Here is a 15,576-nt window from a genome sequence, read left to right on the forward strand (position 1 = left end):
TTATTTTTTCTTAGAAGACAGTTTTTCCTGCAATTCTTCTGTTGCTTTAAGAATACTCAGTTCTTCTTCAGCCGATTCGAATTCTGTTCTCAATGCTTCAATATTCGCCTCAAGGACTTTGCGTTTACGCTCAATCTCCCTGTCTTTTCGGCTTATTTCGTTTTGAAGCTTAATATCCGAGATGGTTTTTTTGAATTGATAAGACTTTCTCGCCGCTCCCGTCAAAATTCCCTGCGGACCTAATTCAACATCTAATAATTCGATTCCGTTACTCGTTATGACAAATTCTCTAACTTGATTAGAATGTCCCATTCCGCGTGCTTTGATGATAAAAATACCGCGGTTTCGTTCGCCAACACCTTCCATATCGCGAACTGTGATCCAAGTATCTACCAATGACGAAACCGATTCTTCTGCCAGATCAGGTCTAACGGTGTCGGTTTGTTTGTTTAGTGACGTAAACATGGCCGTAATATTATTGGCTTTCAGCATATCAATTAATCGTACTAGCATCGAGCGCACTTCGTGTTCACTTCCTACCGAAATAAGATTACTGATCGGGTCAATAATAATGGTAGTAGGCTCAAACTCTTTGATTAGTTTTCTAAGCGTAAGCAAATGCAGCTCTAAACCATTCAATGAAGGACGGGAAGAATGTATTTGCAAAATACCTTTTTTGATGTGTTTCTCCAAATCAATTCCGATTGATCTCATGTTACGCACCAATTGATGCGGTGATTCTTCAAAAGCAAAGTAAATCGTTTTTTCGTTCTTTTCGCATTGTTCATTAGCAAAATAACAGGCAACAGTTGTTTTAGCCGTTCCCGCAGTTCCCGAAACCAAAATATTACTTCCTCTGTAGAAACCGCCGCCATGAAACAATTCATTTAGTCCAGGAACACCTGTAGAGATAATATCTGAGGAAACTTCGTTGTCCAATTTCAGAGAAGTAATAGGAAGAACTGAGATTCCGTCTTCGTCAATTAAGAACGGATATTCATTTGTTCCATGTGTTGAACCTCTGTATTTTACAATTCGAAGCCTTCTAGTCGAAACCTGTTCAATTACACGATGATCGAGAACAATTACGCAGTCCGAAACATATTCTTCCAGACCTTGGCGGGTTAGTGTGGCCTCGCCACGTTCTCCTGTAATAACGGCAGTTACGCCTTTGGTTTTAAGCCAATGGAATAATCTTCGCAATTCTGCTCGTAAAATAGCCTGATTGTCCAGACCAGCAAACAGCGATTCGATGGTATCCAATACAACACGAGTCGCTTTTATAGAATCGATGGCATGTCCTAAACGAATAAATAAGCCGTCAAGATCGTATTCGCCCGCTTCCTCAATTTCTGATCTTTCAACGCGAACATGATCTACAACAAGCTTTTTATCTTTTTTAAGCTGTTCAAGGTCAAAGCCTAATGATTTAACATTTAGAGTCAAGTCGTCTGAAGGTTCTTCAAAAGACATAAAAACTCCTGGTTCGTTATACTCTGTAATTCCTTTTATAAGGAACTGCATAGACAATAAAGTCTTACCGCATCCCGCTCCACCGCAGATTAAAGTTGGTCGTCCTTGCGGAAATCCACCTTCTGTAATCTCATCTAATCCGTCAACTCCAGTAGGGGTTTTTGGAAATATAAAACTATGTGATTTTGTTTTTTCTTGCACGATAATAAATTTCTGTATTACTCAAATATACCTTTTTCTGCACAATTTTCAATGAATTCTCATTAAGATTTAACAGGCATTTAATGAAGTTTTAAAAGTAAATTAAGAGAATTAGTTTTAAAATCTAAATAAATCGAAGAATTTTAACCAAAAAAGTGCAGAATAAAGATTTGATATTTAACACAAAAAGGAGACTTTTTACTAAAACTTATTTTTCAATAGTATTTTAATGTTAAAATGCACTTCTGGTATACTCTATTATACTGGTTACAAAGTTATACCATTTTGAATTTACCTTTGTCTCATTAATTTAAAACACATATAAAATGGACAATTTAAAAAATAAAGTGGCAGTGATAACAGGCGGAAACAGTGGAATAGGATATGCTACAGCACAATTATTAAAAGATCAAAGCGCAGAAGTAATTATTACAGGAAGAAGAAAAGAGGCCATAGAAAAGGCAGCTTTAGAACTAGGCGTTACAGCCATTACAGCAGACCAATCGAATATTTCGGATATCGAAAAACTGGCCGAAAAGGTAAAAACCGATTTCGGTTCGGTTGATATTTTGTTTATCAATGCGGGAATCGCGGGTTTAGGAACAATTGAACAAACCACAGAAGAATTGTACGATAGCATTATGAATGTGAATCTAAAAGGTGCTTTTTTTACTTTAAGCAAATTTATCCCGATTTTGAAAGATGGTGCTTCGGTGGTATTTCTTTCTTCGAATACTGCGAGTATGCCAGGGCCGGGAGCTTCGGTTTATTCGGCTAGTAAAACCGCTTTGAATTCGTTTATGAGATCTGCGGCTTTAGAATTAGCGCCAAGAAAGATTCGTGTCAATTCGGTTAGCCCAGGACCAACTCAAACCGAAGTCATGAACAAAGTAGGTTTAGACGAAACGACCGTAAAAGGCATTATGGATATCGTAGTAGAAAAAGTGCCTCTAAAACAAATGGGAAGGGCAGAAGATGTGGCTAAAATGGTTTCTTATCTAAGTAGTGATGCTGCGGTGTTTATGACGGGTGCTGATGTTATTATGGATGGCGGGATGAGTTTGGGATAAGTTTTTAAAGCAAAAGAGCCTATAATGGCTCTTTTGCTTTAATGTAGTTCTTCAAAAAGAAATTGTCCATCAATTATTTCTTGAATCTCTAATATACTATTAATTTTAAAATTTCGAATTTTTCCTTTTCTTAATAGACAATTCGTTTTTAATATTATTTCAACATTATCATCTGTAAAAATTTTTTTCGATAATCTATTATCAGGAATTATTTCTCCTTCTAAATAAATGTATATGCTGCCATCATCTTCGTAATTATATTTAACAAAAGTAATATCATCAACAATCCATGAATTTAAATTTGTATATGTCTCTTTAAATTTTTTAAAATCTTTTATATAAATAAAAAGTTCTGAAATTTTTATAATTCTTTTTGTTATGTTGTTATATGAATCTTTATATCTTATATAATAATAAGAATCAATAATAAATCTACAATCAGTTGTCCTTAATCTAAAGCCTCTTGAATTATAATCGGGATATTTCTTTCCAAAAACATCCTTTTCATTTTTTTTAGTGAATGAATCGTCTATTGTGACAGCAAATTTATTTTGGTATATATAATCAAAATAATTCATTTGATAAAAATAATGCTTGTATATCACCGCTTCGGAATGTCCCAGTGTATGAGATATTTTAATATCACGTCCTTCCAAATTAAAACATTTCGTGGTTGGGAAAATAGGCAAATTGAAGAAAGAGTTATCCTCAATTGAACTTACGATATCCGATAATAAATCTTCTTTCAATATTATATCCTGTGTATCAGTAACACTATACAAAGTCTCAATAGGAAGAAAATTTTCTGAAAATGATTTCGTATGAGAATTATACCATTTACATTTTAATTCTATTAGAGGAATACCTGTTTTTTCGCAAAACTTGTTTTTATCATCTGAAAATTTGAAGCCAATAATAGTCATTAAAGGAGGAAGAAATTCTAAGTGATTTGTTTCAACTAATTCTCCATTTTCTTTCGTGCGATTAATTTTATTTTTAAATAATTCTAAATCGACACTTTTTAAAATGACCTTTTTATTTAAATGTTTTTCTTTAATTAAATTTTCATAATTTTTACTAGTAAGCTCTTTTTTTAAATCTTGCAGTTCTTTTTTTAAATGGAAATCAGCAAGAATTTTGTGAGTTAATATAGAGTAATTTACTTTATTAACTAGATTACTATTTATCCACTTATCAGTAAATTTTCCATCTCTGGAGTTATAATATGTGCAATGCAACTGTTGTCCGATATCTCGACCAGTTTCCTTGTCGTAAGACTTTTCTTTTGTTTCCTTAATCACCATTATAGGCGAAGTGTATTCAGGATAAGCGGAGAGTTTAATATTTGTAAATTCTCTAATAAATGGATGTGTTTTGAAAACTATAAGTTCTCCAATTTTAAATTCAGACATTAGTTTATTTTTGGTTAAGATGCCAATATATGAATTTTAATGTTAAATTTGAAAAGAATCTGCGTGAGGAGTAAATTACAGCTGTGTGGATCTTAAATCAAAATTTTATTTTGTTTTACTCATGTATATAAAGATATATGAGGAGAGAAGATTTAAGAAATCTTAGTTTATATATTAATAAATATATGACCTTTAGAAGAAGAATGATAGAGTTTATTAATACTGCTGCATGACTGCCTGCGAGCCAGAAGCATAGCAAAGATAGTAATTTAATTAATTCAGTTGATAGTTTCATAATAATTGTTCTTTTACATTTAATCACATAACCAATGACTCAGTAATTGGGTACCGATCCAACTCATAAAATGAGGTATGTAGTTTATTAACGCTATTGCTGATCGCAGATTCTTTTTTTAATTTATTATAATGGATAGACCTAACTGGCTGAAAGAAAAAGGATATTTGCATTTATCTCCATCATTGGAGTTAGGAAGTAATTGGCAAACTATAGAAAGAAAAATTACTAATAAAAAGTATATTGAAAATTATGCTTTCTATCCTTTAATACATACAATTCTTTCTGATAGAAAGTTCAAAAAAGGTAATCAAGAAAAATTTACTACTGCAAAAAGAAAGCATACTCACTATCGTAAAAATACCCTACATCCCGTTAGGAATTCAAAAGAAAGACCATTGCATTATGCAAGTCATATGGACGCTTTGGTTTATGGATATTATGCTGAGATCTTAAGAAATAAATATGAGAGACTTCTTAAAAAAGAACCTTTACAAGATGAGGCTGTTATTGCATATAGAAAAATAGAAACCTTTGAAAATTCAGGAATTGGTAAATCTAATATTCATTTTGCTAGAGAGTGCTTTGATGAAATTAAAAATAGAACCCAAAAGGATGTAGAGACAGCTGTTTTGGCGATTGATTTGAAAAGTTTTTTTTCAACTTTAGATCATAAAATTTTAAAGAAACAATGGGCAAAAGCTTTAAATGAATGCGAGAACATACCTAAAGATCATTACAACGTATTCAAAGCTTGTACAAAATTTAAGTATGTACTTCTAGATGATTTACGTATAAGGAAAAATAGAAATGGTAGAAAATCCCCTTTTGATGAATCTAAATTAGCTGATATCCGAAAAAGAAAAGGTTTTAGGTGTTTTTTTGAATCTAATGAAGATTTTAGAGAACATATAAAAGAAGGAAAATTACCAATTTATTCAAATCCTTTTTCGAAAAAATTGGATAATGGAAAAAGAGTAAACTACGGTATTCCTCAAGGTTTACCTATCAGTGCAGTCCTGGCAAATCTTTATCTTTTTGATTTTGATTTAGATATTGTAAATGAGTGGGTGAAAACTCATAATGTATACTATAGAAGATATTCAGATGATATATTTATTATTTGTGACAAGAAGCTTTGTGATAATATTGAAAGTTATATTTATTCTTTAATAAAAAAGTATGAGATAAAAATAAGTACTGACAAAACTGAAAAATTTGTATTCAGAAACAAAGCCCATAAAAATAATAGCAGATTAGAATGTTTTAGAATTTTAAAAGATGGAAAAGAGGTTTCTTCTGCTATGACATATTTAGGATTTGAATTTAGAGGATATCATACTGGAATAAAATCTACTAATCTTGCTAAATATTATCGAAAAATTATATCTACTGTTAAAAGAAAAAGTAGAAGAACTTTAAAATTGATTGAAAAAAATCCAAATACAAAAAAAGCGATTTTTAAAAATCAAGTAAAGAAAATTTATAATCTTCCTGTAAAGTTTAAGGATGGAGATCTTACGGAAAAAAGAGTAAAGAAAAAGATGAAATATAATCTTGTTTTAAACGACAGAGGATTTTATGAGTTTAAGTTTAGTGAGCGAAAAAATAAAAAACAAGCAAATTATCATAGTTACATTAAACGTTGTTGCGATGAATTTCAAACAAATTCTTTTGATAAGCAAATAAAGAAAAGTAGGAATGTTGCTTTTCTTGCTATCAAAAAGTATTTAAAGTAGAAAACTAGATAGTATCTAAACGATACTATCTAGTTAACTATTAGTATTTACTGTTTTTCCAATTTTCTTTAATCCACTCTTTTATATTTTGTTGACTTCTTTTATCACTTGGAACTTCGTTTCTAATCATTTTTTCAACTTTAATAGCCGATTGCTTTTGTTTTAATTCATATATTTCACAAAATTTATTTACGAAATATAACACTTCATAGCCTTCTTTACGGCTAAGTAAAGTGCTGTCAGGTTCACCAGAAACTCTAGGGTCGTCCCCTTTTATTGCGGTCCATGAATAGTCAGTGTAATGTAATTCGGATCTTGTTATAACTCCCATATTTTTAAAATTTAGTTAATATTATTTTTTGAATTATTAAATCATTAATAGTAGAATTTTATTGTATGATTTCTATTAACAAAGATTACCATATTATAACCAAGTGATTTACGGAAATCCATAAAAGAGTAAAAAAATATTATAAACAAGTTTACTAATAAACCAAAATCAAAAACAATAAGTATTTATACTGGATAAGAAAAAAACAAAACCCTCAATCTTTTCCAAGACCAAGGGTTTTAATTTTTTCAAAAAGAAACAAACCTTTTACTCCAAATCCAGATAAGGATCTAAAATTTCGGCTAGTTCATTGAGCCAATAGAAGCTGTCTCCAAGTTTGGCAGCGTTTAACTGAATGTTTTCTTGATCGTTTAGAACGCCCAATGCGAGGGTTAGATTTACCTGTCTTATGGCTCTCGCCATATCGAGTGGGTCAATTCTGTCGTTGAAGAAATTCATTAGACCGATTTCGGCTTCTTTTGAAAGGGTTTTGGTACTCATAATCTTAACTTTTAGGGAAATATAAAACCCGCGCAGGTTAGGTGTCCTACGCAGTTAAGAACGCGTTGCAGTTGTTTCCAATACCGCCACCATACCACACGGGCAAACTTTTTTTCTATAATCATGTCTTAACTTTTAGGACTGCAAATATATTAAAAAAGAAGTTGGTTTAATAGTATTAAAAGTAGTAAAATTCTTAAATATTTATTTTCCTAATAGCGCACATTTTCCAACCGTGCCCGTAACAATAACACACAACACAAATTATCAAGACAGAAGCTACAAAGATTCACACAGCTTTAGTTTTATATTTAAAATAGAGAACCAAACCAATCTTTGAGGGCATGGATTGGAAATCCGCGCTATCGGTATTTTTTTTGTTTGCAAAATTGTGACTTAGAAAATTTTCTTATACTTATTTGTTTTTAAAGACAGTTTTGATTCAAGTATTTTTTTCTCAATTACTTTTCCTTTCTGATCAATTTTGAAGCATATATAGATATATCCATTGCCTATTGTCGAGTATGAAAAACTATTTATTTCGATTATTATACTTGTATAATTTAATCTTTTTAATGCGACGATCTTAATAGGAATGAGATTTGTAAAATCTTTGATAACAATATTTTTAATGTCATAATTATTTATCTCTATTATTGGATTTTGTGAAAAATTTAGTTTTTCAATTAGCTTTTTTGTTAGCGAATTTTTATTGCATTCTGAGGTAATTACATTTTCAGTTTTTAGAAAAAAAGTAATTTCATTGTTAAACAGATTCTCGTGAATTTTATAAACACTTAAAGAATCATTAATTGCTATTCTACATGATTTTATTTCCTTTTGAATAAAGTCAGGAGTATTCTTTTGTGCAATTAATGTATTAAGAAAAAGACAGAAAAAAAACGTTGTAATTCTCATAATTTATATGTTGAACTATTTTTAAAACTAAATTCCCACACTGGCGCGAATGTCTCGCTCGTGCATTTACAAGATTTGTCTATAATGCTGTCATTATGAATAGATATAATTTTTTTTAATAGGGTTCTATTTAAATTCTAAACAAAAAAGAGTGGTAATATATTATCATTATCTTTTACTATTAGATTAACAAAATCTACAATGTGGCGTTGATGATCAAGATAAAATGTGTTATTAGCAATTTCCTGAATGTCTTTCATTGGCAATATTGTAACTGTCAAGTTATTACTTAAGATGACTTGTTCTCTATATTTCTTAAATAGTACTGTTTCACTTTTGTCAATTGTAACTTTTAAATTTTTATTGTTTGACATTAAATTACCATAAGAATCTATATACATTACCATTATTTCATCTTCAAACTTCAAAGTTCGATTGAATATAAACTTTGCTTCTGTTTGATTATTTATAACTATATAATATTCATACTTTCTTTGATATGGAAATATAATATGAATGTCGTCTAATATTTTTTCGGAATACATAATCTTTATTTAGTTTATTGATTCTTCAAAATTTCTTCTGCTCTTTTGTCTATCAGGAAAATTTTAGTTTTGCATTTTTTTAGTTCGATTTGTTTGTAGTCATTTTTTAAGATGATACTCATTTTTGTAAAACTATCATCAACATTTAGTAACATGGTAATTTCACTATCGGGGCTAATTTTCGATAAGTTTTGAAATGAGTCTAGTGCTTCCTGTTCGTCAAAGGCATCAATTCTGAGCCAGTGCTTTGTGCCATCTAGAGATTTAACAAATGCGCCAAACTTTTTAGGAACAGCTTTAAGGTTGGATTGCAAGATGTTTTTATTGTATGCGATTTGATCTGTGGTTGGCGGATTGCCAATTATTTCACTGTTATAAAATCGTACATAAAAATCATAAATTTCCAGCTTTTGATTAAAGGCAACTTTCCAGGGATAGCGCTTGCGATAATCATCCCATCTTTTAGAACTTATTTTGTCCAGCATTACTTCTTCTCGTACTTCAAGGCTAAAATGAATTTCCATTCTTTCTTTTACCACTATTGGCCTATCAGTTAGTTCTGCTATTTGTTTCCACATGCGATCGGCTTCTGGTCCTTCGAGAACTGCTTCAGCTTGATAACGCCCAATTTCAATTTTATTTTGCCCACTTGCCCAAACCACTACCATTCCTTTTGGTGCGAGACCGACAGTAATTGAGCTAAAGGTTTCTTTATGAAGCTCTTTTTTATCATAACCTTCATAAATAAGTCTTTTTGCATCTATTCCATAAATAAGATACCCATCCTTAAAAAGATTATACAGTTTTTCCTGAGGCATTTTAAAATTGCCTTTGTAAAATTTATTTTCGGTATACGAATACCAGGCAATTTTTAAGCTATCAGGCATTGCTTTGTATGCTTCTCCTACAGCCCAGCTGTTTGCCGAACCTTCCCAGCCATCTTCCATTTCACTACCGTTGGGTATTGTAGCTTCATATCCATCACTTAAAATAAAGGAATGAGGGTATATAATCCGCATCGGATATCCAGATGGCGCTGTAGCGTCTCCATCCCATTCAAATTTTTCTGTTTTATAATTTTCCATTTTTTGACAAGAGGTAGGTTGTGTAGTTAAAATAATACTAAGTAGTAGTATGATTTTTTTCATAATCCGTTTTTTAGGCGTCAATAATTTGGCGTTTAGGTTTGTCTTTTACTAGATTTAGTCCCTCTTGCTGGCGCGAGCGTCTCGCTCTTGCATTTGCAAGATTTGTCTATAATTCTGTCATTCTTTGTGTTCACGAGCGGGACGCTCTCGCCAGCAGGGGGGAATTAGGTTTCTCATTTAATCATAATAACGAGCATTAATCTTTTGCCCTAAATAATAGTGCTCCAAAATATTTCTATAAAAATTATTTTCATTAATGTAATTTATAAACAATTTGTAAGATTTATCTTATTCTTAATGATAAATACTCGTTTTGTAATTATTTATTCGAAACAAAGTGGGGTAACTTTTTTTACTCCTATTGCCTTCTATAATTATACTTATCGGAATTTTCAGATCGCTATAATACTTTTTGATTTTTTCTTCAGAACTTAAATCAGCTATTTCTTCAATTTCTTGGTCATGAGGAAATACTACCACATTTTTATAAAACAAAGAATCATTTCTAAACAGATAGGTAATAATTCTATTATTTAATTGATTTTTGATGTACTGAATACTTTGTTTATTTTTAACTGAATCTGATTTGTAAAACCCAACTAATTGCATGGGATAAAATGGATTATCTTTATTTTCTGGTCTCACATTTGAATACATTTTGTATTTTGTAATGTATCTATTCGTGTTTTTATTTTTAAAATCATCAATTGTATCAGTATATGAGTATTTATGGAATCCATTATCCGATAATTCTTGCTGTGTTATTGGGTCAGGTAAATAGTGGTTAATTGTATCTTTTTTATGACAAGACATCAATATAAATGTTACAAATAATACAATTGAATTTTTCATTTAGTCAAAATAATATACTTTATAAATGTGACCGGAATAGCAATCTTCTTTAATCGGGTAGGCAGTTGAAGTGGTTAAATAATTTGTAAACATCTCAAAATTATCTTCCTTGTTAGAGTAAAAAAAACGAGTAAAATAGCCGTCAATTATAAATTGTGTAGCATATTTTTCTCCTTCATTAGCATTCTTTATTTTGGGTTCTATTGGAATTTTATTTTTTTTATAATAATTAATAATCTTTTTTCTACTTGTAAGATTTGGAACTTTTTTTTCAGTTTTATCAAAAAACTCAATGGATACATCTTTGTAAAACAAAGAATCATTTCTAAACAAATAAGTAATAATTTTATTATCTAATTCATTTTTAAGATAATCCATGTTTTTTCTGTTTTTTATAGAATCTTCACTATAAAATTTCCATAATTTAGTTGGATAAATATCTCCATTTTCATTTTTTTCTGGCTTCACATTAGAATACATATCATATTTAATTACAGAACGAATAGTATCATCTACTTTATCTTTATCGTCTATTATAATCTCATATGAATATTTGTAAAAACCATTAAGTTCTAGCTCTTTTTGAGTAACTGGTTTAGTTAAAAAGTGATTTATAGTGTCTTCTTTATGGCATGATATAAATAAAAACATGTTTAATAATATAGCTAAATTTTTCATCTTCAATTTATTTTAGTGCCAATCCAAAGTCTTCTAGTTCTTTTAATAAATCTCTATTTTCTTTTTCAGGATCTCCTTTTGGTCTCTGAGGAGAAATGTACCCATTAGAATTGTCTCTTTTATATTTTTGAATTATTGTAGTATTATCAAGATAAACTGGTCCTTTTATAGGATAAGTATATTCTGCAAGACTGAACCTTGGTTCTGCACTTAAAGCCATTCCTAAAATTTTCATTGCCGTGTCTGCAATTACTGGCGCTTTACCTGGTATAAAACCAACTGCCGCTGTTGTTATTCCTAATAAGCTTAAGGTTTTATTTAGTTCATCACGGTTTTCTGCAACCTTTAGATTTGTGTAATTAACATCGGTTCTACGATTGCACAGTGATGCCTGTTTAATATATTCATGAAATTTTTTTAAGATATAAATTTTTCCTGTCCTAAAGGTCAAGGTTTTATTTTCTAAAACATCCTTGTGCAATTCTTTAGCATCTATACAGGCTTCTTTTTCTTTTCTTATTTTATATGAAGTATCCAGAAGATGTCTATTTTCGGAGTAATCATAAATCAGTTTAAATTCTGTCAGTACTTTTTCTCCTTTCACTATTTTGCCTTTATTATCCATATAAATAGTTAAAGCGCTTAAATAACATTTTCTTGGGACGTGATTTATGTCGATATTTTTTGCCGAATCTGTATAACATTTATTTAATTCTAATGAAGTTAAAGCTGTAATGCAGTGTACTAAATTAATATCACCACTTTTAAAAGCCATATTTATACTTTGTGTGTAGTACGCTCTTGACAAGTCTCTAAATTGATATTCTTCCCAAGGCTCTGGCACTTCCTCTGGTTCGTAATTGCCTAAACTAATTGATGTTACCATTTTTTATAATTTTTTTTGTACTGTTTAATTCTATATTTCCGTACGTAGCAACTAACTTTATAGTCTCGCTAGTTTTCTCTACTTCTTTTGCTAAAACAAAATGTTTTTTTCTTACTTTTAAAATGCTGTTTTTGGCATTTTTTATAATAGCCATGATTTTAAGATTTAGTTGAAATTGCTGTTTTCACCACTATTGGCATGAATCGTTTTAGAAGCTTTTAGTGTCATGTCTCCATTTGTAGCATTTATATTAATCTTCTCCGCCATTTCAATATGTTCAGATGAATTAATTGTTATTTTTTCATCGATAAATTCCATTTTTTCATCGCCTTTTTCGAATAGATTTCCTTCTGCACTTATCGTAATGTCATTGCCTGCACTTTGTGTTATATTGTTATCTGCTTTACCATCGATATTAGTTCCAGCTGTATAAGTAATACTTTCACTCGCTTCAAAAACAATATTTTTAGCACGTATAGTAACTGTTTCAGGAGAGGTCACATTAATATTTTTGCCTTCTTCATCCAAATGAATTTCATTTCCACTTGGGTCAGAAAGCCAGATGCCTACTTTTTCAATAAACTTGAAAAGCTGTCCAAAAGGGAGTTTCCAGCCTTTAATTCGGTTTTTGTCATCAAAGAAATCGGGCATTTCTTTTCCGTTGTAATAGGTGCCAGAAACATACGGGCGTTCTGCATTGCCGCCTTCAAAACTCACCTGAACTTCTTCGCCAATTTCGGGTCTGAAATAAAGCCCTTTTCCAGAACCAGAGTAAGGCTGAACCACACGCATCCAATCGCTTTTGCTTGACCAGCCACTCCAGAAGAAATCCACTTTTATGCGTCCCATTTTTTCGGGGTCATTATTGTCAATTACGACTGCGGGCTGGCTTTCGGCAGAAGCAAATGCATTTACGTCTGTGTAATGTGGCGCTGCAACATCGGCAGGAATAGCTTTAAATTTGCAGGTGTAATTCCCGTTTACTTCAGAGCAATGTATAATTTCAATTGCCAGTAAATGATGTTCTACGTTTTTATTTTCAATAGAAAAAGTCTGTCCCAAACCTATAGGCAGATAGGAGGTGCCGCTGTAGAATATGCTGTTGGCATCGCGTCCGGCGGTTTGCATTTTCACCATTTCATCAATTTCTTCTTTATTTTGAGCGTTGCTGGTATACGCGCCGTTTTCAAGTCCGGGTCTAACAATGTAAGGCTGTTTAAAAACGGCAAGCGATGCAAAACGGTCTCGGCTTCCTTCGGAGGTTTTTTCTGCACCATTTTTTATACGGGAAGCGCTATTGTAATCATAACTGCTGAACGAAGTTTTGTGCGAAACCAGATTGGCCTCGATGCTAAAATTATGCAGAGACGATTCGTTTATAAGTTTTATATCGGTGTTTTTAATCTGGCCAAACTGCATGCGCATTCCGTCAAAATAAAACCATTGTGCATAGCGTGCAGAGAGGCGTTTAAGAAAATCAAAGCTCGTTTCGTTGTACTGGATTTTAAAACTGAATTCTTTTGTATAAGTAGGCACAATGGCTTCTCTCTGATAAAATTCTCCCGAATTTTCTTCAGCAAAAATTTCGAGCCCAATCTGCTGGAGGCTTTTTTTGCGAAAGATTCTAGATTTCGGCATATCATCCAGAGCAATGGTATGGCTTGTTCCTGTTACGTGCAGTCCGGCGGGGTTTCCGTGTAGATCGACAGAACTTAGTTTTGTAATTCTTCCTTTAGACATTAATCGGATGCCTTTTACTTTAAAGGTAAAAATGACCTCGCTGCCAATGTAATTGCTAAAGGCTTTTTCCTGATCTTGCGGGGCAATAATAGGTTTTCCTGTGTATTGCCAAAAGAAAGAAAAATGATGGTGGTCTGCCATTTTTTGAGAGAGCTCAAGATTGTAATAGATAACATTTTGAGTAAAGCCTTCTATGGTAATATGTACCTGTTCGGAGAATTTTGACATTTTTTAGAAATTTAAATAGTGTAGTGATTGGTTAAATTGAAATCTATTTTTTAAGAACTTGGCATTGCCAAAAACCGATTCTTTGGCGGTCAGTTCTATGGATAAGAGCATTGGAATTTGCTCATGCTGTTACATTCTTCTTCGTTGATTTGTAGTTTGCTAGAAAGCTCATGCTGTTTGTTTTAAGGTTAATTTGATGCAATAGTTTTGCGATCCTTTATTTTGATATAGAGGAGAATAGTGGGATTTCTAAAATGTAGTTGGATTTACTGCTGGTATATGCGCAGTATTTTTAGTGCGGTATTATGGTAAATATAGACAGGGAGAAATAATAGTGACTACCTCTAAAAGACAAAAAAGTAATAGAATAGGGTATTTAAAATTACTAAATAAAAACAAAAGCGATCCGTTTAAGATCGCTTTTTGTTTTTGCAAAATAGTTTACTGTTAAAAAACATCATGTAGGAATAACAAAAGCAAAGTTTTTATTAGAAACTAAAAATAAAAACGTAGCAACTTAGTACCTTAGCATCTCAGTACCTTAGAAACTAGAAAACATGACCATTCAGCAGTTAAAATATATAGTAGCTTTAGACGAAGAACGGCATTTTGCGAGAGCTGCCGAAGTTTGTATGGTAACGCAGCCGGGACTTACCATTCAGTTAAAAAATCTGGAAGAAGAAATCGGAATTAAGATTTTTGATCGAAATAAAGTGCCGTTGACACCAACCGTTTTAGGAATTGAAATTATCAATAAAGCCAAAAAGATACTTCGTGAGGTCGATGAAATTCGTGATTTTGTAATCAACGAAAAAAATCTGTTGGAAGGAGAGCTGAAACTTGGTATTATTTCGACTTTATCGCCTTATTTGATTCCGCTGTTTATTCAGGCCATGAAAGAAGCGGCGCCAAAAGTGCATTTTATTATTAAAGAAGGATATACGGGGCATTTAATGCGCGATTTGGAAACAGGGGCAATTGACGTTGCGATTATGGCTACGCCAACAGGAAATCCGAATTTAATCGAACATGTTGTTTTTAAAGAACCGTTTGTTGCCTATTTAAATCAGACGCATCCTATGGCAAATGATGAATTTTACGAAATGCAGCCTGGCGACAAAACCGAATTGTTATTATTGCATCACGAATATTGCTACAACGCACAATTGTTAGACATCTGCGGACTAAAAACATCCGATAAAATAAAGGAACAATTTACATACGATATTAATTCGATAGAAACCTTAAAAAATCTAGTTCGAGCCCATTTAGGATTTGCGATTATCCCTAAACTTTCCACCATAAACGAATCAGGCGGACTTTTTAAACCTTTCAAGGAACCTGTTCCCGTAAGAGAAATAAGTCTTGTAGTGTCGGATTCTTTCTCTAAGAAATTATTATTGGAGAAAATGAATGAAGCGATCTGGAACTGCCTTCCCGAATCGCTCAAAAAAGATTTCAATTATAAAAAAATCCGCTGGAACGATTCGCCTTATTTTATAAAAGCTGTAAGTAAGTTGAGTTAAATTTCAAAATAAAAATTCCAAATGATTTGAGAA

General features: G+C 31.7%; 15 protein-coding genes. 3 read left to right on the plus strand and 12 right to left on the minus strand.

The features are described from left to right. Nucleotides 1-1,674 (minus strand): circadian clock protein KaiC, encoded by a 1,674-nt coding sequence (gene kaiC, locus NCC77_RS12655; protein ID WP_250835891.1) that lies wholly within the window; start codon nt 1,672-1,674, stop codon nt 1-3. A 326-nt stretch (nt 1,675-2,000) separates the two neighbouring features. Between kaiC and NCC77_RS12660 the strand changes: the two genes are divergently transcribed. Next, nucleotides 2,001-2,744, plus strand: a complete 744-nt coding sequence (locus NCC77_RS12660; protein ID WP_250835892.1) for an SDR family oxidoreductase — start codon at nt 2,001-2,003, stop codon at nt 2,742-2,744. A gap of 38 nt (nt 2,745-2,782) precedes the next feature. Here NCC77_RS12660 and NCC77_RS12665 read toward each other — a convergent pair whose 3' ends face one another. Beyond that, nucleotides 2,783-4,156, minus strand: coding sequence for a hypothetical protein (locus tag NCC77_RS12665; RefSeq protein ID WP_250835893.1), 1,374 nt, complete (start codon nt 4,154-4,156; stop codon nt 2,783-2,785). Between the two features lie 426 nt (nt 4,157-4,582). Between NCC77_RS12665 and NCC77_RS12670 the strand changes: the two genes are divergently transcribed. Beyond that, nucleotides 4,583-6,190, plus strand: a complete 1,608-nt coding sequence (locus NCC77_RS12670) for a reverse transcriptase domain-containing protein (RefSeq protein ID WP_250835894.1) — start codon at nt 4,583-4,585, stop codon at nt 6,188-6,190. Nucleotides 6,191-6,230: 40 nt separating this feature from the next. Here the strand turns inward: NCC77_RS12670 and NCC77_RS12675 are convergent, their stop codons facing one another. The 10 genes from NCC77_RS12675 to NCC77_RS12720 form a co-directional block, all read right to left on the minus strand. Then, nucleotides 6,231-6,521: a hypothetical protein gene (locus NCC77_RS12675; protein ID WP_250835895.1), complete on the minus strand. Its 291-nt coding sequence runs from the start codon at nt 6,519-6,521 to the stop codon at nt 6,231-6,233. 267 nt (nt 6,522-6,788) lie between these two features. Next, nucleotides 6,789-7,022 (minus strand): hypothetical protein, encoded by a 234-nt coding sequence (locus NCC77_RS12680; protein WP_095931884.1) that lies wholly within the window; start codon nt 7,020-7,022, stop codon nt 6,789-6,791. Between the two features lie 396 nt (nt 7,023-7,418). Further along, nucleotides 7,419-7,940, minus strand: a complete 522-nt coding sequence (locus NCC77_RS12685; protein WP_250835896.1) for a hypothetical protein — start codon at nt 7,938-7,940, stop codon at nt 7,419-7,421. A gap of 137 nt (nt 7,941-8,077) precedes the next feature. Beyond that, the gene (locus tag NCC77_RS12690) at nt 8,078-8,485 is read right to left on the minus strand and encodes a hypothetical protein (RefSeq protein ID WP_250835897.1); all 408 of its coding nucleotides are present in this window, start codon (nt 8,483-8,485) and stop codon (nt 8,078-8,080) included. 14 nt (nt 8,486-8,499) lie between these two features. Continuing rightward, nucleotides 8,500-9,633 (minus strand): DUF2931 family protein, encoded by a 1,134-nt coding sequence (locus NCC77_RS12695; protein WP_250835898.1) that lies wholly within the window; start codon nt 9,631-9,633, stop codon nt 8,500-8,502. A 294-nt stretch (nt 9,634-9,927) separates the two neighbouring features. Continuing rightward, complete coding sequence (locus tag NCC77_RS12700) at nt 9,928-10,446, minus strand: hypothetical protein (protein ID WP_250835899.1); 519 nt, start codon at nt 10,444-10,446, stop codon at nt 9,928-9,930. 39 nt (nt 10,447-10,485) lie between these two features. Beyond that, entirely contained in the window at nt 10,486-11,163 is a 678-nt protein-coding gene (locus NCC77_RS12705; protein WP_250835900.1) for a hypothetical protein, read from the minus strand. A gap of 7 nt (nt 11,164-11,170) precedes the next feature. Beyond that, a complete protein-coding gene (locus NCC77_RS12710) occupies nt 11,171-12,049 on the minus strand; it encodes a hypothetical protein (protein ID WP_250835901.1) in 879 nt (292 codons plus the stop codon). Beyond that, complete coding sequence (locus tag NCC77_RS12715) at nt 12,033-12,203, minus strand: hypothetical protein (RefSeq protein ID WP_250835902.1); 171 nt, start codon at nt 12,201-12,203, stop codon at nt 12,033-12,035. The genes NCC77_RS12710 and NCC77_RS12715 overlap by 17 nt, the downstream gene beginning before the upstream one ends. 11 nt (nt 12,204-12,214) lie before the next feature. After that, nucleotides 12,215-14,017 (minus strand): type VI secretion system Vgr family protein, encoded by a 1,803-nt coding sequence (locus tag NCC77_RS12720; protein ID WP_250835903.1) that lies wholly within the window; start codon nt 14,015-14,017, stop codon nt 12,215-12,217. A 557-nt stretch (nt 14,018-14,574) separates the two neighbouring features. On the opposite strand from NCC77_RS12720, the gene NCC77_RS12725 reads away from it, so the two are divergent. Beyond that, nucleotides 14,575-15,543, plus strand: coding sequence for a hydrogen peroxide-inducible genes activator (locus NCC77_RS12725; RefSeq protein WP_250835904.1), 969 nt, complete (start codon nt 14,575-14,577; stop codon nt 15,541-15,543). Nucleotides 15,544-15,576: the final 33 nt, after the last annotated feature.

The organism is Flavobacterium tyrosinilyticum, from assembly GCF_023656565.1.
In the GTDB taxonomy this organism is placed as follows: Bacteria; Bacteroidota; Bacteroidia; order Flavobacteriales; family Flavobacteriaceae; genus Flavobacterium; species Flavobacterium tyrosinilyticum.

Coding starts and splice junctions, on each gene's coding strand:
- NCC77_RS12660 (WP_250835892.1), top strand. CDS start 2,001: ATGGACAATTTAAAAAATAAAGTGGCAGTGATAACAGGCGGAAACAGT.
- NCC77_RS12665 (WP_250835893.1), bottom strand. CDS start 4,156: ATGTCTGAATTTAAAATTGGAGAACTTATAGTTTTCAAAACACATCCA.
- NCC77_RS12670 (WP_250835894.1), top strand. CDS start 4,583: ATGGATAGACCTAACTGGCTGAAAGAAAAAGGATATTTGCATTTATCT.
- NCC77_RS12675 (WP_250835895.1), bottom strand. CDS start 6,521: ATGGGAGTTATAACAAGATCCGAATTACATTACACTGACTATTCATGG.
- NCC77_RS12680 (WP_095931884.1), bottom strand. CDS start 7,022: ATGAGTACCAAAACCCTTTCAAAAGAAGCCGAAATCGGTCTAATGAAT.
- NCC77_RS12685 (WP_250835896.1), bottom strand. CDS start 7,940: ATGAGAATTACAACGTTTTTTTTCTGTCTTTTTCTTAATACATTAATT.
- NCC77_RS12690 (WP_250835897.1), bottom strand. CDS start 8,485: ATGTATTCCGAAAAAATATTAGACGACATTCATATTATATTTCCATAT.
- NCC77_RS12695 (WP_250835898.1), bottom strand. CDS start 9,633: ATGAAAAAAATCATACTACTACTTAGTATTATTTTAACTACACAACCT.
- NCC77_RS12700 (WP_250835899.1), bottom strand. CDS start 10,446: ATGTCTTGTCATAAAAAAGATACAATTAACCACTATTTACCTGACCCA.
- NCC77_RS12705 (WP_250835900.1), bottom strand. CDS start 11,163: ATGAAAAATTTAGCTATATTATTAAACATGTTTTTATTTATATCATGC.
- NCC77_RS12710 (WP_250835901.1), bottom strand. CDS start 12,049: ATGGTAACATCAATTAGTTTAGGCAATTACGAACCAGAGGAAGTGCCA.
- NCC77_RS12715 (WP_250835902.1), bottom strand. CDS start 12,203: ATGGCTATTATAAAAAATGCCAAAAACAGCATTTTAAAAGTAAGAAAA.
- NCC77_RS12720 (WP_250835903.1), bottom strand. CDS start 14,017: ATGTCAAAATTCTCCGAACAGGTACATATTACCATAGAAGGCTTTACT.
- NCC77_RS12725 (WP_250835904.1), top strand. CDS start 14,575: ATGACCATTCAGCAGTTAAAATATATAGTAGCTTTAGACGAAGAACGG.